General features: G+C 69.8%; 15 protein-coding genes and 2 tRNA genes. 6 read left to right on the top strand and 11 right to left on the bottom strand.

Annotated elements, in window-relative coordinates:
• Positions 1-176 precede the first annotated feature (176 nt).
• Both bldC and ACRX5W_RS01275 read right to left on the bottom strand, forming a co-directional pair.
• Positions 177-383: a developmental transcriptional regulator BldC gene (bldC, locus tag ACRX5W_RS01280; RefSeq protein WP_003980577.1), complete on the bottom strand. Its 207-nt coding sequence runs from the start codon at positions 381-383 to the stop codon at positions 177-179.
• Positions 384-822: 439 nt separating this feature from the next.
• Positions 823-1,701, bottom strand: coding sequence for a hypothetical protein (locus ACRX5W_RS01275; RefSeq protein ID WP_436786000.1), 879 nt, complete (start codon positions 1,699-1,701; stop codon positions 823-825).
• 158 nt (positions 1,702-1,859) lie between these two features.
• Between ACRX5W_RS01275 and ACRX5W_RS01270 the strand changes: the two genes are divergently transcribed.
• Both ACRX5W_RS01270 and ACRX5W_RS01265 read left to right on the top strand, forming a co-directional pair.
• Positions 1,860-2,966, top strand: coding sequence for a Glu/Leu/Phe/Val family dehydrogenase (locus tag ACRX5W_RS01270; RefSeq protein WP_436785999.1), 1,107 nt, complete (start codon positions 1,860-1,862; stop codon positions 2,964-2,966).
• A gap of 237 nt (positions 2,967-3,203) precedes the next feature.
• A complete protein-coding gene (locus ACRX5W_RS01265; protein WP_436785998.1) occupies positions 3,204-3,443 on the top strand; it encodes a DUF3073 domain-containing protein in 240 nt (79 codons plus the stop codon).
• Between the two features lie 302 nt (positions 3,444-3,745).
• On the opposite strand, the gene purM is transcribed toward ACRX5W_RS01265, so the two are convergent.
• The 3 genes from purM to ACRX5W_RS01250 all read right to left on the bottom strand — a co-directional run bounded on the left by purM (position 3,746) and on the right by ACRX5W_RS01250 (position 7,362).
• The gene (gene purM / locus ACRX5W_RS01260; protein WP_436785997.1) at positions 3,746-4,804 is read right to left on the bottom strand and encodes a phosphoribosylformylglycinamidine cyclo-ligase; all 1,059 of its coding nucleotides are present in this window, start codon (positions 4,802-4,804) and stop codon (positions 3,746-3,748) included.
• 166 nt (positions 4,805-4,970) lie between these two features.
• Positions 4,971-6,536: an amidophosphoribosyltransferase gene (purF, locus tag ACRX5W_RS01255; protein ID WP_436785996.1), complete on the bottom strand. Its 1,566-nt coding sequence runs from the start codon at positions 6,534-6,536 to the stop codon at positions 4,971-4,973.
• Positions 6,537-6,573: 37 nt separating this feature from the next.
• Positions 6,574-7,362, bottom strand: a complete 789-nt coding sequence (locus tag ACRX5W_RS01250; RefSeq protein ID WP_436785995.1) for a sterol carrier family protein — start codon at positions 7,360-7,362, stop codon at positions 6,574-6,576.
• 535 nt (positions 7,363-7,897) lie between these two features.
• Between ACRX5W_RS01250 and ACRX5W_RS01245 the strand changes: the two genes are divergently transcribed.
• Positions 7,898-9,061 (top strand): hypothetical protein, encoded by a 1,164-nt coding sequence (locus ACRX5W_RS01245; RefSeq protein WP_436785994.1) that lies wholly within the window; start codon positions 7,898-7,900, stop codon positions 9,059-9,061.
• A 190-nt stretch (positions 9,062-9,251) separates the two neighbouring features.
• Here ACRX5W_RS01245 and purL read toward each other — a convergent pair whose 3' ends face one another.
• The 4 genes from purL to ACRX5W_RS01225 all read right to left on the bottom strand — a co-directional run bounded on the left by purL (position 9,252) and on the right by ACRX5W_RS01225 (position 13,059).
• On the bottom strand, positions 9,252-11,567 hold the full coding sequence (purL, locus tag ACRX5W_RS01240; RefSeq protein ID WP_436785993.1) for a phosphoribosylformylglycinamidine synthase subunit PurL: 2,316 nt from the start codon (positions 11,565-11,567) through the stop codon (positions 9,252-9,254).
• Positions 11,564-12,241, bottom strand: coding sequence for a phosphoribosylformylglycinamidine synthase subunit PurQ (gene purQ, locus ACRX5W_RS01235; RefSeq protein WP_436785992.1), 678 nt, complete (start codon positions 12,239-12,241; stop codon positions 11,564-11,566). Before purQ ends, purL begins: the two co-directional genes overlap by 4 nt.
• The gene (purS, locus tag ACRX5W_RS01230; protein WP_436785991.1) at positions 12,238-12,486 is read right to left on the bottom strand and encodes a phosphoribosylformylglycinamidine synthase subunit PurS; all 249 of its coding nucleotides are present in this window, start codon (positions 12,484-12,486) and stop codon (positions 12,238-12,240) included. Before purS ends, purQ begins: the two co-directional genes overlap by 4 nt.
• Positions 12,487-12,870: 384 nt before the next feature.
• Positions 12,871-13,059 (bottom strand): hypothetical protein, encoded by a 189-nt coding sequence (locus ACRX5W_RS01225; protein WP_436785990.1) that lies wholly within the window; start codon positions 13,057-13,059, stop codon positions 12,871-12,873.
• A gap of 90 nt (positions 13,060-13,149) precedes the next feature.
• Here ACRX5W_RS01225 and ACRX5W_RS01220 point away from each other — a divergent pair, with 90 nt between their 5' ends.
• The 3 genes from ACRX5W_RS01220 to ACRX5W_RS01210 all read left to right on the top strand — a co-directional run bounded on the left by ACRX5W_RS01220 (position 13,150) and on the right by ACRX5W_RS01210 (position 13,923).
• The gene (locus ACRX5W_RS01220) at positions 13,150-13,467 is read left to right on the top strand and encodes a histone-like nucleoid-structuring protein Lsr2 (protein ID WP_436785989.1); all 318 of its coding nucleotides are present in this window, start codon (positions 13,150-13,152) and stop codon (positions 13,465-13,467) included.
• A 215-nt stretch (positions 13,468-13,682) separates the two neighbouring features.
• A tRNA-Gly gene (locus ACRX5W_RS01215) sits at positions 13,683-13,754 on the top strand.
• Between the two features lie 96 nt (positions 13,755-13,850).
• Positions 13,851-13,923, top strand: a tRNA-Gly gene (locus ACRX5W_RS01210).
• Positions 13,924-14,036: 113 nt separating this feature from the next.
• Here the strand turns inward: ACRX5W_RS01210 and ACRX5W_RS01205 are convergent.
• Together ACRX5W_RS01205 and ACRX5W_RS01200 are read right to left on the bottom strand one after the other, a co-directional pair.
• A complete protein-coding gene (locus ACRX5W_RS01205; protein ID WP_436785988.1) occupies positions 14,037-14,939 on the bottom strand; it encodes a phosphoribosylaminoimidazolesuccinocarboxamide synthase in 903 nt (300 codons plus the stop codon).
• Between the two features lie 140 nt (positions 14,940-15,079).
• On the bottom strand, positions 15,080-16,663 hold the full coding sequence (locus ACRX5W_RS01200) for a N,N-dimethylformamidase beta subunit family domain-containing protein (RefSeq protein WP_436785987.1): 1,584 nt from the start codon (positions 16,661-16,663) through the stop codon (positions 15,080-15,082).
• Positions 16,664-16,763: the final 100 nt, after the last annotated feature.

Here is a 16,763-nt window from a genome sequence, read left to right as displayed (position 1 = left end):
TGAGGCCGGAAAGAGGCCATGCATTGTATGTGATATTTTACTGAATGCCGGGATGGCGCGCCGTGAATGTTGCCGGCTCCGACCCCGAAAACGCGAAAAAGCATCGCCCCCGGATCCGGCGGGATCCGGGGCCGACACTCAAGACAACGGCTGATGCAGGTATCCCTGCCTCGGCGTCAGGACTCGCTGCGCTGCTGCGGAATTCCCGCAAGCAGGGCACGAACCTCCGCCTCGCGGTAGCGACGGTGGCCACCGAGGGTGCGGATCGACGTGAGCTTGCCGGCCTTGGCCCAGCGCGTGACCGTCTTCGGGTCGACGCGGAACATGGTGGCAACCTCGGCCGGCGTCAGCAGCGGCTCGGCATCAGGCGTACGAGCGGTCATGAGCGGCCTCCTCGGGAGAACCGAACCAAGCACGGTTCTTTCTTCAAATTCTGCACCTAGACCCCCGATGCCCGAAATGGTTGTCGAGGGCCAAGTCGGTTATAGGACGAACGGCTTGTCCTTCACAGTACAAGTACACCATCCGGTGACCCTGGTTGGTCAAACCGCCGGAATTGGCATCGCAGCACTCAAGAGGCGCGATCCCGAAGGACCGTACATAGCGGACAGTCACCCGCCAGTGACAAAGAGTCACTCGCGACCGAACAACCCCGTTCGTCCACCCCAGCCACAGCAATCTCCTGTTGTTGCAGGGTGGGGCGTGGACGAAAGAGCCAGCGGCACCCTTTGTCCGATTCATCATATACGAGCAATTCGCTGGCGTATGCTACCTATGAGATGTTGATCTCAGAAATTCCTGCCTGCTGTGCATTTGGTCCGCTCAACTGGCATGTTCCAGAGCCCGCACCGCGGACCACCGTTCGGTGATCCGTCGATAGGCCTCCGACGCGCGAGCCCCGTCGCCCGCCGCGAGGGCCGTCAGGCCCTCGGCGACGTGCTCCGCGGTGCGCTCCTCGGCGAGGTCGCCGGACGGGATCAACCGCACCAGACCACCGAAGTCGAGTTCGACCATCGCCCGCGGATGGAATTCTTCCAGCCAACGGCCCAGATGTTCGAGTCCGATGATCAAGGCCCCCTCCTCCAAGGTGTCCCGCAGCACCCGCAGCGCGCGAGCCACCCGCCGCCGAGCTTGCACCATCGGCGTGCGGTAGTACAGCTCCCAGCTCCCGCCCGCGCCTTCCGGACCATCGGGCGCGACCAGCACCCGCTCCTCCTGCGCGAAGAGAACAAACCACCGCATCGGGACGTGCCACGTGCTGCTGTGGATGTGCGGCTGCACGTCAGGGTTCTGCGCGCGCCACCGCTCGTGGTCGGCCTCGGCCTGGTCGAGAACCACCCGTGGCCAAAATGCGTCGAGCACCACCGGCGGGTATTCCTCGCGCATTTCGGCCAATGCGGTCCAACAGCGCAACCGCGTCTGTCTCGGACACACCACCGGCACGCCGTCGATCTCCGCGACGAACGCGTCCTCGCTCTCGTGCGGCGGAGCCGGCTCGGGAGGCGTCGCGAGGATGCTCTCCAGCGCCGTCCGCTGCTCCATCGCGGTCAACTGCGCCGTCGAGCCCCCGTGCCGGACACGCCGGGAGTGCACGTCGCGCACGTATTCCGCCCAGCGCGACCGCTCGGGTTCCGGGAAAGCCGCGAGCGGCTCGTACACCCGCAGGTACGCCGAGTAGGGGGCCACCACCGAAGTCCGCACGTACGGAATGTTCGCACGGCCGCGCAGGCGTCGGCTGACCCGCCCGGCGCCAAGACCCGTCACCGCCGGGACGCCGCACTACTGTTGAGGCAGTCGCCCGCGATCACCCCCGCGGGCCGGACTCGGGAGTCACCACAGTGACCACAAGTACGACTGGCATGACGACCGGCACCGACACACCGACCCCCACCCCGGGCCCGGTGTTCGGCAGGCGCACCGGCCACGAGCAGGTCGTTTTCTGCCAGGACGAGGCGACCGGCCTGCGGGCCGTCATCGCCGTCTACTCGACCGCGCTGGGCCCCTCGCTGGGCGGGACACGGTTCTACCCGTACGCGAGCGAGGACGACGCGGTGGAGGACGTCCTCAACCTCTCCAAGGGCATGGCCTACAAGAACGCCCTGGCCGGTCTCGACCACGGCGGCGGCAAGGCCGTCATCATCGGCGATCCGCGACGCGACAAGACCGAGGCTCTGCTGCGCGCCTACGGGCGCTTCGTCCAGTCGCTCGGAGGCCGCTACATCACCGCGTGCGACGTCGGCACGTACGTCGAGGACATGGACGTCGTGGCCCGCGAGTGCCGCTTCGTGACCGGCCGCTCCCCCGACTCCGGCGGTGCCGGGGACTCCTCCGTGCTCACCGCTTTCGGCGTCTTCCAGGGCATGCTCGCGAGCGCCGAACACCGCTGGGGCAGCCCGAGCCTGCGCGGTCGCCGCGCCGGCGTCGCGGGCGTCGGCAAGGTCGGCAGGCACCTGGTCGCGCACCTGGTCGAGGACGGCGCCGACGTCGTGGTCACCGACGTCGACCCGGCCGCGGTCGAACGCGTCCGCGCGGCACACCCGGGCGTCGACGTCGCCGCCGACACCGACGCGCTGATCCGCGACAGTCTCGACGTGTACGCGCCGTGCGCCCTGGGCGGCGTGCTCGACGACGACACCGTGCAGGTCCTCACCGCGTCGATCGTGTGCGGCGCGGCCAACAACCAACTGGCCCACCCCGGCGTCGACAAGTCGCTCGCGGACCGCGGCGTCCTGTACGCGCCCGACTACGTGGTCAACTCCGGCGGGGTCATCCAGGTCGCCGATGAGCTGCAAGGCTTCGATTTCGAACGGGCCAGGCGCAAGGCCGCCGACATCCGCACGACGACCGCGAAGGTCTTCGAACTGGCCGAGGAAGAGGGCGTTCCGCCCGCCGTCGCGGCCGACCGACTCGCCGAACGACGGATGGCTGATGTGGGTCGTCTGCGCGGGATCTACCTTGGAAGCTGAATCACACGGTATCGTCAGGCCCGGCAAAGGACCCGTGATCAGGCCCCTGACCAGCCGGAACAGCATTGTCGGGTCGGGGTCCGAGCCCACCTGTCACCCATGCGACGTACCGTCGCGCCGCGGAAGCAGGTACCGTTGATGCACCACGGGCCGGTTCTTAAGTGGATGAACCGTCCCTGATCGTGAACGCGTGTCAAGACCCGGGGCCGTGAGCCCCGTCGTTGAGGGGGTCGAGCCATGGGGCGCGGCCGGGCCAAGGCCAAGCAGACAAAGGTCGCCCGCCAGCTGAAGTACAACAGCGGCGGAACGGATCTGAACCGTCTGGCCGAAGAGCTGGGCGTGTCGTCAGCCGATGAACCGCAGGTTCAATCGGACGACACGTATGAAGACGAGCTCGACGATCCCTACGCGGCGTATGCGGATTATTACGACGAAGACGACGACGAGGACGACGACGGCCATCCAGGTCGACGCTGATCCCCGCGTCGGCTCCGTCCGACGGTCCGCCGCCCGCGTCAGGGGTGAAGCAGCACATCGGTCCGGGACCCGACCATTGATGGTCGGTCCCGGACTCTTTGTGCTGTTTGTTCGGTCGTGCACCGCCGGTGGGTCCGGTGCGCCGCCGCGCGCTTCGGCATGCCCGCGTACCCGGAGTCTGCGGGGCGCCGGCCGTGACAGCGCCGACGGCATCGCCCCTTGGTGCCGATCCGGCGACGACGCCGGGTCGCCGCGGCATGGCGGCCGAGCGCGGACGGTGTGACCCGCGCCCGACCTTCGCTTCAGTGCGCGTACGCCCCCTCCAGCAACGCCTGCCCGCTGCCCGCCTCGATGCGGCCGAGCACCCACGCGGGCACCTCACGCTCGGCAAGCACCGCGAGCGCGGTGTCGACGGCCTCCGCCGGTACGACGGCGACCATTCCGACGCCCATGTTGAGCGTCTTCTCCAACTCCGGCAGCGCGACCTCGCCGACTTCGCCGACAAGCGAGAAGACCGGGCCGGGAGTCCACGAGGAACGGTCGAGGCGCGCGTCCAGGTGAGCGGGCAGGACCCGGGCCAGGTTGGCCGCCAGGCCGCCTCCCGTGACGTGTGAGAAGGCGTGCACGTCGGCGCGGCGGGCCAGGTCGAGGCAGTCGAGCGAGTAGATGCGCGTCGGCTCCAGCAGTTCCTCGCCGAGCGAGCGGCCGAACTCCGGAACGTCGCGGTCGAGCGCCCACCCGGCCCGGGTGAGGAAGACATGGCGCACCAGCGAGTAGCCGTTGGAGTGCAGACCGGACGACGCCATGGCGATGACGACATCGCCTTCCCGGACGTGTTCGGCGCCGAGCAGCTTGTCCGCCTCGACGACGCCCGTGCCGGCCCCGGCCACGTCGTACTCGTCCGGGGCGAGAAGACCGGGGTGCTCGGCGGTCTCGCCGCCGACCAACGCGCAGCCGGCCAGCACGCAGCCCTCCGCGATGCCCTTCACGATCGCCGCGATGCGCTCGGGGACGACCTTGCCGGTGGCGATGTAGTCGGTCATGAACAGCGGCTCGGCGCCGCACACCACCAAGTCGTCCACGACCATGCCGACCAGGTCGCGGCCGATCGTGTCGTGCTTGTCCATGCGCTGCGCGATCGCCACCTTCGTACCGACCCCGTCGGTGGACGTCGCCAGCAGCGGTCGCTCGTAGCGCCGGAACGCGGACGCGTCGAAGAGCCCCGCGAAACCGCCGATGCCGCCCATGACCTCGGGACGGGAGGCCTTGCCGACCCACGTCTTCATCAGCTCGACGGCGCGGTCGCCGGCCTCGATGTCGACGCCTGCTGCGGCGTAGGTGGTGGCGGGGGTGTCGGTCACGGCGGTACGGCCCTTCCGGGTCGGCTGGTTTGCATGGCTCGCAGCTTGGGCGATGGATGATCGGGGGAGCACGGGCGATCGCGAGGAGCGCTCACGTCCGGCACCGGACCGGGCCAGGTCGCGGAGAACGACGCCCGGCGGCTTCCCGAGGCGGCCTCGGAGAGATCTAGGGCCGCCGAAGAGCGTCTTCGGCGCCCGCTCCGCCCAGCAGGGTCTGGACGCCGTCCACATCACTGCGCACGGACTGCTCCAAGCCCTCCAGGAGGTGCTTGCCCAGGCGCTCCGGGTCAGGGAGCTCGATCGGGTAGATCCCGTCGAAGCACGCCCGGCACAGGTTGTCCTTGGGGATCGTGGTCGCCTCGACCATGGCGTCGATCGAGATGTAGGCGAGGGAGTCGGCGCCCAGCGACTTGGCGATCTCGTCCACGGACAGGCCGTTCGCGATCAGCTCGGCACGGGTCGCGAAGTCGATGCCGAAGAAGCACGGCCACTTCACCGGCGGTGACGAGATGCGCACGTGCACCTCGGCCGCCCCCGCCTCGCGCAGCATGCGGACCAGGGCGCGCTGCGTATTGCCGCGCACGATCGAGTCGTCCACGACCACGAGGCGCTTGCCCGCGATCACCTCGCGCAGCGGGTTCAGCTTGAGGCGGATGCCGAGTTGCCGGATGGTCTGGCTGGGCTGGATGAACGTGCGTCCGACGTACGAGTTCTTGACCAGGCCCTGGCCGAACGGGATGCCCGACGCCTCCGCGTAGCCGATCGCGGCCGGGGTGCCGGACTCGGGGGTGGGCATGACGAGGTCGGCCTCGACCGGGGCCTCCTGCGCGAGGCGGCGGCCCATCTCGACGCGTGCCGCATGGACGCCGCGACCGGCGATCGAGGTGTCCGGGCGCGCGAGGTAGACGTACTCGAAGACGCAGCCCTTCGGCTTGGCCTTCGCGAACCGCTGCGTGCGCAGGCCGTGCTCGTCGATCGCGACCAGCTCGCCCGGCTCGATCTCGCGGATGAACGAGGCGCCGACGATGTCGAGAGCAGCGGTCTCGCTCGCCGCCACCCAGCCGCGCTCCAGGCGGCCGAGGACCAGCGGGCGGATGCCCTGGGGGTCGCGCGCGGCATACAGCGTGCCTTCGTCCATGAAGACCAGGGAGAACGCGCCCTTGGCACGCGGCAGGACCTGCATCGCTGCTTCCTCCAGCGACAGGTCCGGGTCTCCGGCCAGAAGGGACGCGAGCAGGTTGGTGTCGCTGTTCGCCTCGATGCGGCCCTGGTGCCTCGAATGCGCCGAGCCCTTCTCGCCGACGCTCGCGACCTGCTCGGCGACCATGCGGGCCAGCTCACCCGTGTTGGTGAGGTTGCCGTTGTGGCCGAGCGCGATGCTTCCGGTCGCGGTGGCCCGGAAGGTCGGCTGGGCGTTCTCCCACACCGAGGAACCGGTGGTGGAGTAGCGGGCGTGGCCGATGGCCATGTGCCCGCGCAGCGACCCGAGGGTCGCCTCGTCGAAGACCTGCGACACGAGACCCATGTCCTTGAAGACGAGGATCTGCGAGCCGTTGCTCACCGCGATGCCGGCGGATTCCGTCCCGCGGTGCTGCAACGCGTAGAGCCCGAAATAGGTGAGTTTGGCAACCTCTTCGCCGGGGGCCCAGACACCGAAGACGCCGCAAGCGTCCTGTGGGCCCTTCTCGCCGGGGAAGAGATCGTGGTTGAGTCGTCCGTCGCCACGTGGCACGCCGACGAGTCTACGCGAGGCTTTCGGAGGGTGCGGGTCACCCCAACAGCGGCAGCCATCCGGTGAGATCCGCGCGTTCCCCGCCGGCCCGGAGCGCACCCGAATCGATTGCGTCTTCCCAGGTCAGACGCCCTGCGCTGAGGCGCAGCCAGGTACGCGGATCGGTCTCGACCACGTTCGGCGGAGTGCCCCTGGTGTGTTTCGGCCCTGTGACGCATTGCACGACGGCGAACGGCGGTACGCGGACCTCGACGGCGTGCCCGGGAGCACGGACCGCCAGGATGTCGGCGAGAACGCGCGTGACGACCGCGAGCGCCTGGCGGTCGTGGGGGAACGCCGTGCCGGTCGCGCGCTCGAGGTCGTCGGCGTGGACGACGGCCTCGATCAGGCGCGTGATGAGCATGTCGGTGAGCCGCATGGGACCGACTCGGGTGGCGCACAGACGGGTATCCGGGGTCGCGTCGACCACGCCGACGGCCTGCTCCAGGTAATCCGCAGGGGTGCGGCCGGCGGCGGACATCTGATGGGCGTTCTCCGCGATCGTGTCGGCACCCGCGGCGACCCCGCCCGCCCACTGCTCGACGGTCAGCGGCGGCCCGGCGGGCTCGGGCTGGGACAGCCAGCGGAGGACCGCCTCGACGCCCGTGGCGATGTGTCCGATCAGGTCGCCGATGTCCCAGCCGTCCAGACCGGACGGCTCAGCGCGGCGCGCCGGGTCCAGTGCCTCGATGAACCCCGCGAGCGCACGCCATTCGGCGGTGAGCGCGGTACGCACTCGCCGGGGATCGACACGACGAATTCCGGGCGTGCGCGACACAGCTGGCATGAGCCGAAGGATATGCCCCGGTCCGGACCGCCGACGACCGGATATCCCCAGGCCACAGACCACTTTCCGACTTTTCCACAGGCTGGGGCGGTCCGGCGGCGGAGCCGGGAAAAGGCGGTGACCATGGAGGGCAGCGAAAGGCAACGAAACGCTCGGTTGCCCGTGCGCCCCGGGCATCTCCGGCCGACCGTGATCGTCAATCCGCGATCGCCTCCGGAGGTTCTCGAAAGGAGGCCGTGCACCGCCATGTCACACGAAATGACAACCGAAAGGCAGTCGAGTGATTCATGTCCGGGAGTTTTCGCAATCCGACACATCACAGAAACCGGGAGCCGGAACAAGGCCCGATCCCCTGACCTGCCCACCTTCTCGCCTGCCGGCCAACTCACCCTCGATACATCCGCAGGCCGCACCGCTGACCGCACTTACCCGACCGTCGGCCGTCCGGCCACTCGTCCGTCTGAGGTCTGCCGATACGCCCGCCCGGCCTGTCGGTCCGACGATCCGCCTGCCCACACGTCATCCCGGAGGTCCGGTGAACCCGCAGCCGTTCCGCATCGCCCCAGACCAACTCACCCGTCTCGCCGCCCGGTTCGAGGCCACCGTGCCGGGTCTCCACGCAGCTCGGGACGCCCTGACGTCGGCGTCGACCGATCCGGACGTCGCCGCCGGGCGTGCGTTCTGCCCCGGCACGTGGACGGCGGCGGCGTCCGCCCTGGCCCATGCAGTTGCCGAAGTCGAACACCTGCGCAGGGGCGTCGGGAGCACGCCCCAGTTGCTGCGCGCCTGTTCCGACGAACGCGCCGACAGCGATCGGCTCGTGGCAGACCTGCTGAGCTCCGTCGGCAGTACGACGGATGCCGTCCCGCCGTTCACCCTCTGCGAGTTCACGCCGCCCCCACCGCCCGAGGCGCACCGGCCGCCCGCAATCGCGCGACCGGCCGATCCTGCCTCCCCGGGCCAAAGACTCTTCCGGGTACCCCAGTTCACCGCCCCCGCCGTGGAGTTCGCGGCCCGGGTCGCCGGCGCCACGCCGCGTCCGACAGGGCCGGCCGAGGATCCACCCACACCGCACTCACCACCGGAACCCTCGCGCACTCCCGTCGACGGCACCCCACGCGGCGTTGTTGTGCCTCCGTCGCCGCCCGGGCAGCCGACCGCTCAGGGCGCGCCGACCGGTCCGACCACGGGCAGCGCACCACCGCGCACCCCGACGGTGGCCCCGCCTGATGCGCCGGCCAGGTCGTCCGCGCCCGGGGCACCCAGCCCCTCCGAAGGAGTCCTGGACGCGCGACGGGTGACGATCCTTCGCCGCGCCGAACGCTGGGCCGAGTTGGGCATCGGCTACAGCATGGCCGGCACGTTCGAGGGCTACCGCACCGATTGCTCGGGCCTGGTCTCGATGGCCTGGGGCCTGCCCGCACCCGGTCTGACCACCGACACCCTCGACCGGGTCGCCCACCGCATCGCCAGGGACGACCTGTTGCCCGGGGACGTCCTGGTCAACCCCACTCCGGGAGCCGACGGCCACACGCTGATCTTTGCCGGCTGGGCCGACGCGGAACGCACGAGGTACCACGCCTACGAACAAAGCAGCGGAGAGGGCGCGCACTTCGGCACGGTGCCGTACCCGTACCGGCCGGGCCACGGGACGTTCCACCCGTACCGGCTCGACGCGTTGCTCAGTGAGCGGGGGTGACCGGCCCGGTCCACCCGGCCCCGGACTCATCGGAGAACGAGCGGGCCTGACAGCCTCGGACGACCCGTCCCGGGCGCCTCGTCGGGCAGCGAGCGACAGTGACAGCCTCGGGCCGATCGGCCCCGGGCGTCTGGGCCAGACGTCGCAAGCCGCGCCCCTCGCGTGGACGGGCGCGGCTTGTGACGGTGTGTCAGGCGAACAGACCGCGCAGCGTTGCCTCGCCGGCCTCACGGAGTTCGTCGAGGCCGACGGTGAACTGGCCCTGGATTTCGAGGACTTCACCGTCGACGACGCCGATTCGCGCGACCGGGAGGTGGCGCACGCGGCACATGTCGGTGAAGCGCAGTTCCTCGCTGCGCGGCACCGACACGATGGCGCGGCCTGCGGACTCGCTGAACAGCGCGACGAACGGGTCCGCCGCGGCGGAGCCGCTGTTCTGCTCGACCTCGGGCAGCACGACGCGCGCGCCCTTGCCACCGCGCAGGCACGCCTCGACGAGTGCCTGCGCGAGGCCGCCGTCCGCGAGGTCGTGGGCCGCGTCGACCATGCCGTCGCGGGAGCCCGCGATGAGGATCTCGGCGAGCAGGCGCTCGCGCTCCAGATCGACACGCGGCGGAAGACCGCCGAGGTGGCCGTGTGCGACATCGGCCCAGACCGACCCGGACAGTTCCTCGCGGGTGTCTCCGAGGAGCAGGATGATCTGCCCCTCCTCGCGGAACCCAATCGGAGTGCGGCGGGTGACGTCGTCGATGACGCCGAGCACGCCGACCACGGGCGTCGGGTGGATCGCGACGTCGCCGGTCTGGTTGTAGAACGACACGTTGCCACCGGTCACCGGCGTGCCCAGGGTCTGGCAGGCGTCCGCGAGGCCTCGGCAGGCCTCGGCGAACTGCCACATGACGCCCGGGTCCTCGGGCGAGCCGAAGTTGAGGCAGTCCGTGACGGCCAGCGGGCGGGCGCCGGTGACGGCGACGTTGCGGTACGCCTCGGCCAGCGCGAGCTGCGCCCCGGTGTATGGGTCGAGCTTGCAGAACCGGCCGTTTCCGTCGGTGGACAGCGCGACGCCGAGGTTGGTCTCCTCGTCGACGCGGACCATGCCGGCGTCCTCAGGCTGTGCGAGGACGGTGTTGCCGAGGACGTACCGGTCGTATTGGTCGGTGATCCACGACTTGTCTGCCAGGTTCGGCGAGCCGGTGACCTTGAGCAGCGTCGCACGCAGTTCGTCGCCGCCCTGCGGACGCGGCAGGCGCTCCGCGGTGTCCGCCTGAAGCGCGTCCTGAGCCGCCGGACGCGCGAACGGACGCTCGTAGACCGGTCCTTCGTGCGCGACGGTGCGCGGTGGCACATCGACGATCTGCTCGCCGTGCCAGAAGATCTCCAGGCGGTCGCCGTCCGTGACCTCACCGATGACGGTCGCGATGACGTCCCACTTCGCGCAGATCTCCAGGAACCGCGCTGCCTTGTCGGGCTCGACGATCGCGCACATGCGCTCCTGCGACTCGCTCATGAGGATTTCCTCGGGAGCGAGGGTCGCGTCGCGCAGCGGCACCTTGTCGAGCTCGACGCGCATACCGCCGGAGCCGGCCGAGGCCAGTTCCGAGGTGGCGCACGAGAGACCGGCGCCGCCGAGGTCCTGGATTCCGGTGACCAGGTTCTCCGCGAAGACCTCAAGCGTGCACTCGATGAGCAGCTTCTCCTGGAACGGGTCGCCGACCTGCACCGCGGGGCGCTTGGCCGGGCCGTCCGCGTCGAAGGTCTCCGACGCCAGCACGGAGACGCCGCCGATGCCGTCGCCGCCGGTCCTCGCGCCGTAGAGGATGACCAGGTTGCCGGCCCCCGACGCCTTCGCCAGGTGGATGTCCTTGTGCTTCATGACACCCACGCACAGGGCGTTGACCAGCGGATTCCCCTGGTAGCACGGGTCGAAGACGACCTCGCCGCCGATGTTGGGCAGACCGAGGCAGTTGCCGTAGCCGCCGATCCCGGCGACCACGCCGGGCAGGACGCGACGGGTGTCGGGGTGGTCCGCGGCACCGAAGCGCAGCGGGTCCATGACCGCCACCGGCCGCGCGCCCATCGCGAGGATGTCGCGCACGATGCCGCCGATGCCGGTCGCGGCGCCCTGGTACGGCTCGACGTAGCTGGGGTGGTTGTGCGACTCGACCTTGAAGGTCACCGCGTACCCCTGGCCGACGTCGACGACGCCGGCGTTCTCGCCGATGCCGACGAGCATGGCGTCCGAGGCGGGGGCCTTCTCACCGAATTGGCGCAGGTGGACCTTGCTCGACTTGTACGAGCAGTGCTCCGACCACATGACCGAGTACATCGCCAGCTCGGAGCTGGTCGGACGGCGGTCGAGAATGGTGACGATGCGCTGGTACTCGTCGTCCTTGAGGCCGAGCTCCGCATAGGGCTGACCGAACGTGTGCGCGCCGACGGGTCCGGCGCTCAGCCAGTCGCGGTCCTTGGAGTCGTTCTTGGCCTTGTCGACCGTGTCCAGGGTCATGAACCGACCAGTTTCTTCAGTACGGACGTAAAGAACCCGAGGCCGTCCGTGGTCGGGCCGGTCAGCGGCTCGACGGCGTGCTCGGGGTGCGGCATCAGCCCGACGACGTTGCCGGCCGCGTTGGCGATCCCGGCGATGTCGCGGCGCGAGCCGTTGGGGTTCACGTCGAGGTAGCGCGCGACGACGCGGCCCTCCGCCTCCAGCATGTCGAGCGTGCGCTCGTCGGCGACGTAACCGCCCTCGCCGTTCTTGAGCGGGATCACGATCTCCTGCCCGGCTGCGTACGACCCCGTCCAGGCGGTCCGGTCGTTCTCGATCCGCAGCCGCTGGTCACGGCAGATGAAGTGAAGGTGGTCGTTGCGTGTGAGAGCGCCGGGCAGCAGGTGGGACTCGCACAGGATCTGGAACCCGTTGCAGATGCCGAGCACCGGGAGGCCGCCCTGCGCCTCGGCGATGATCGTCTCCATCACCGGCGAGAAACGGGAGATCGCTCCGCACCTCAGGTAGTCGCCGTAGCTGAAGCCTCCGGGGAGGACGACGCCGTCGACGCCGCACAGGTCCTTGTCGCCGTGCCACAGCGCGACGGGCTCGGCGCCGGCGAGCCGGACGGCGCGCTGGGCATCGCGGTCGTCGAGCGATCCGGGAAAGGTGACAACGCCGATACGTGTGGTCACTGGTCCTCGACCCTCACGGTGAAGTCCTCGATGACCGTGTTGGCCAGGAAGGTCTCGGCGGCCGCACGAATGCGCGCGAGGGCGGCATCGTCGACCGGGCCTTCGAGTTCGAGTTCGAATCGCTTGCCTTGGCGGACATCGGTGATCCCGGTGAATCCGAGGCGCGGCAGCGCACGCTGCACGGCCTGGCCCTGGGGATCGAGAATTTCCGGCTTGAGCATGACGTCGACGACGACGCGTGCCACGCGCACTCCCACTGTGCTGGTGCAGGACCTCTGGTTCAGCCGCGGTTCCGGCGGCTCCCCGAGGACCGGCTGCTGGATCTCGGGGCCGGTACGGACCCCCTGTTCGGCTCATCCAGCCTACCTGGGGCGCCGGGTACGGCCCCGCCCGGAGGTCCGGTTATCCACAGCACGCGAGTTGTCCACAGGTCAGGCGCTGTGGACAACGTGGCCTTCACTCGTTCGAGTGAACCGCGGCGATGATCGAACCAGCCGCTTCGACCTGCGGAAATGTCAATAAAGAGTCGAAGTACCGACTCCGGAGCGACGGCGAGCCGACGCGTCCACCCCCAGGAACCGGAACTTATCCACAGGCTGTGGACAGACCTTCACCGCCGCACCCACCACTCACGGGGCACCGCCGCGGCACCGCACGCGACAAGCATCGCGCAACAGCCGCACGACCGCGGTCAGCCCAGCCCTTGACGCCGCCACGCCGAGCCCGCGAATATCGGCAAGCCCGGCGAATTCAATGTCGGGCAGGAAATTATCGGAAGCGACGACAAGATCGTGCCGGATCACCGTTTGTCGCTTCATGCCGCGGACTTATACTCGGCTTTGAGTCTTTACTCTCCCTTTTTCTCAGGTCATCAGGTCATCAGGTCATCGCCTGGAGAGGACACCGCCATGGCCCAGCGCGTAGTGGTGACGCTGCAAGACGACATCGACGGAAGCGCTGCGGCGGAGACCATCCGCTTCGGCCTCGACGGCAGGTCGTACGAAATCGACCTGTCGGAGGGCCACGCCCAGGAGATGCGCACCCTGCTCGGCCGCTATGTCGAGGCCGCCCGCCGCACGACGAAGTCCGGCAAGCCGTTCCGACAGACCACGGTCGCCCCGGACCCGAAGGCGGTCCGCGAGTGGGCCCGGTCGCAGGGCATGGACGTTCCGACCCGCGGCCGTATTCCGCGCAGCATCTACCAGGAATTCGAAGCGGCCAACTGAACTCCGCCCACCCTTCGCGCGCCCGTCCGACAATGCGGCTATTCGCACCGTCGGGCGGGCGCGCGGCGTCTCGGGCCGGCCGTCGCCCGACGACTTTTCAAGGGATTTTTCGGGGATATCAGACATCTTCGGGCGTACGGCCCGCCAGACTGTCCGCAGCACTCCCGTCACTCCGCTAGAGTTCTACTCGCACCCGGGAGAAACACCCGGAGCACGCAGGTGTAGCTCAGTGGCAGAGCGTCCTCTTTCCAAGAGGAAGGCGCAGTGTTCGATCCCTGTCACCTGCTCGACCCGACCGGTCCCATACCGTTTCGGCGCCGTTTCGGCGTAGATCCGCGTATGGGGTACAGTAGGGAACCGGCAGGGGTGAAAACCCCCGCCATGCGGACGTGGCTCAGTTGGTAGAGCATCACCTTGCCAAGGTGAGGGTCGCGAGTTCGAATCTCGTCGTCCGCTCAGATGAAAGCCGGACCCAAGGGTCCGGCTTTCTGCATTGTTCGGCCCGGTCGCCAGGCCCCTTGGACAAGGTGGGTGGGGGGCCGCACGACGCGGCCCCCCACTCCGGTCCGTCAGGACCAGCGCCGCCCGGTCAGGCGCTCGTAGGCCTCGGCGTACTTCGCGTGTGTACGTTCCACGACGGCGTCGGGCAGCACCGGCGGCGGCGTGTCCGCCGATCGGTCCCAGCCGGACTCCGAAGACGCCAGCCAGTCGCGCACATATTGCTTGTCGAAGGACGGCTGCGCGTGGCCGGGCTCCCACAGGTCGGCCGGCCAGAAGCGCGAGGAGTCGGGTGTCAGCACCTCGTCCGCGAGCACCAGGCCCCCGGAGCCGTCGAGACCGAACTCGAACTTCGTGTCGGCGAGGATGATGCCGCGGTCGCGCGCGATGTCGCGGGCGCGGGAGTACACCGCGAGCGTCGCCTGCCGCAGGTTGGCCGCGAGTTCGGCACCGACCTGCGCGGCCACCTGCTCGTACGTCACGTTCTCGTCGTGCTCCCCGACGGCGGCCTTGGTCGCGGGCGTGAAGATGGGCGCGGGGAGCTCGGAGCCGTCCACGAGCCCTTCCGGCAGCGTGACACCGCACACCGTCCGGGTCTCCCGGTACTCGGCGAGCCCGGACCCCGCGAGGTAGCCGCGGGCGACGCACTCGACCGGCACCATGTCCAGGCGGCGGCACACCAGCGTGCGGCCCGCCCAGTCCGCGGGCGCCCCGGCCGGCGGCTCCGCCGACAGCACGTGATTCGGGTACAGGTCGCTCAGCAGGTCGAACCACCACAGCGACAGGGCCGTGAGGATGCGGCCCTTCTCCGGGATCTCGGGGTCGAGCACCCAGTCGAACGCGGAGATCCGGTTGCTCGCGACCATCACCAGGTTGCCGTCGCCGTCCGTGTAGAGGTCGCGGACCTTGCCGGTGTGCGTGTGGATCAGCCCGGGCACGGCCACAGGCTCGGGTTTGGTGACGAAACCGCTCACTGGACTGCTTCCCTCACTCTTCCCCCGCTCTGTTGTCCGACCGCGGGCACGGAATCGCACCGGCCGCCTGGTCCCGCGAGTCTTTCACGGGGTGCGAGCCTCCTTGCCGCTGCCCGCGCGAACGTCGGCGCGGTCGCGGCTCACGCCTGGCGGAGTCTGTCGAAGAGGTTCGCGGTGGCCCGCCGGATGCGGTCGTCCCTGTATTGGGGATGCCCCAGCGCCAGCGCCCAGTTGAAGGTGCCTGCGCAGAACATGACCGTGCCGTCCGGTCGCTCGTACAACGAGGTGTTCTGCACCCGGTCGGTTCCGTTGCTCAGCGGGTAGGGCGAGTGCGACAGCAGCGTCTGCTGCACGCCTGCGGGCAGCGGCACCCCCGCCTCGACGCCGTCGGCCTCGCCGCCGACCACCTTGGCGATCGCGTCGCCGTCGCGCACCCCTGTGCCGGCCCACAGCCAGTGCCCGGACGACCGCACCACGAGCGGAGTGTGCCGCGCGACGATGCCGTTGTACTGGACGCCGAGGAACTCCTGCTCGGGGCGCCGGATGCTGCGCCACCGGTCAGTCGGCGCGGAAAGCAGCGGAGCCCCCGGGTCGACATCGTCGCGCCAGCAGTTCATGACGCGGTTGGCGACGCCGCGCGCGTTCTGCTCGAACCGCACGTGCCAGTAGATGTTGTTGGCGGTCAGCCACGCCTGCCCCACGCCCGCGCGGTGCGCGTCCTCGACGACCTTGCGCATCGGGTCGGACCAGTACTCGTCGTGGCCGCTGAAGACCATCGCGCGGTACCAGGACGGGTCGACGCGGCCGGCCTCGATGTCGACGGAGGAGGCGTAGGCCACGTCGTGGCCGGCGCCCTCCATCCACGTGATCACGCTCCGATCGAGGTCGAAGCGCGTCGGCATGCCGTCCTTCATGTAGGGACGGTCGAAGGACACCTTGCGCGCCCGGACCGAGTAATCGTTCCGCCCGTCCGGCCCGTAGCCGTAGTAGAGGCTCTTCCCCGCCCGGCCGTCGAGCGGGTACTGGTTGTACGCCTGGTAGGTGGCGAACGGCAGCACGACCAGGAAGTCCGCCGCGCGGCGGTCGTCGCGTACCACGAACACGGTGTAGTTGCGGTTGCCCTGCCGGTCGTCGAAGACCGCGAGATACGCCCCCGATGTCCAGTCGGCCGGCACGTCCAGGCTCCAGCCGACCGGCCAGTCGCACGCCAGCATGCCGCCGGCCGCGTCCAGCGCGGGCGGGGCTCCGGGCACACCGTCCAGCACCGGGCTGGTGACCATGTGCCGTGCGCCGGCCCCGCCGTAGTCGCCGAGCCGGTAGATCGCGACGGTGTACGCGCCGCCGGGCGTGACCGAGACGTGGAAGTCCAAGCGCTCGCCCGCGCCGACGCTGGTGGCCGACGTGTAGCCCTTGATCCGGTGGGCCACGTCGTCGGTCGTGCGGGCGCCGTGGTGCCCGGGCTTCCACGCGGTGCTGCCCGTCCTTGCGTTCTCGGCCCGGATACGCCCCGGCTCGGACGGCAGCGGGGCAGTCCGCGGCCGGGCGGCGGGGGTCGCGGGAACGCCGGGCGCCGCGGGGATCACCGGCGCCGTCGACGGGCCCGCCGACGGCGCGGCGGCCGAGACCGCGCGCCCGGGAGCGGAACGCCACCACAGCAGCCCGGCGGCCGTCGCGCCGACGGCACCCAGCGCGCCCAACGCTCCACGGCGATTCACCAACGGCACCCTGCAACTCCTCGTGTAGACGTGCGAATCCGCACGACCAGCCGGTCCGGTTGCGCGCGAACCGCCGGAAAGCGCCCGGGTACAGGCGCGCGAGGTGCCG

This window comes from Yinghuangia sp. YIM S10712, assembly GCF_051388935.1.
GTDB lineage: Bacteria > Actinomycetota > Actinomycetes > Streptomycetales > Streptomycetaceae > Yinghuangia.
This window is presented reverse-complemented; position numbering and strand designations above follow the sequence as displayed.

Excerpts from the sequence above, each read along its gene's own strand:
- ACRX5W_RS01220 (WP_436785989.1), top strand. The coding sequence starts at position 13,150 with ATGGCCCAGCGCGTAGTGGTGACGCTGCAAGACGACATCGACGGAAGC.
- purL (WP_436785993.1), bottom strand. The coding sequence starts at position 11,567 with ATGACCCTGGACACGGTCGACAAGGCCAAGAACGACTCCAAGGACCGC.
- ACRX5W_RS01225 (WP_436785990.1), bottom strand. The coding sequence starts at position 13,059 with ATGAAGCGACAAACGGTGATCCGGCACGATCTTGTCGTCGCTTCCGAT.
- bldC (WP_003980577.1), bottom strand. The coding sequence starts at position 383 with ATGACCGCTCGTACGCCTGATGCCGAGCCGCTGCTGACGCCGGCCGAG.
- ACRX5W_RS01250 (WP_436785995.1), bottom strand. The coding sequence starts at position 7,362 with ATGCCAGCTGTGTCGCGCACGCCCGGAATTCGTCGTGTCGATCCCCGG.
- ACRX5W_RS01265 (WP_436785998.1), top strand. The coding sequence starts at position 3,204 with ATGGGGCGCGGCCGGGCCAAGGCCAAGCAGACAAAGGTCGCCCGCCAG.
- ACRX5W_RS01270 (WP_436785999.1), top strand. The coding sequence starts at position 1,860 with ATGACGACCGGCACCGACACACCGACCCCCACCCCGGGCCCGGTGTTC.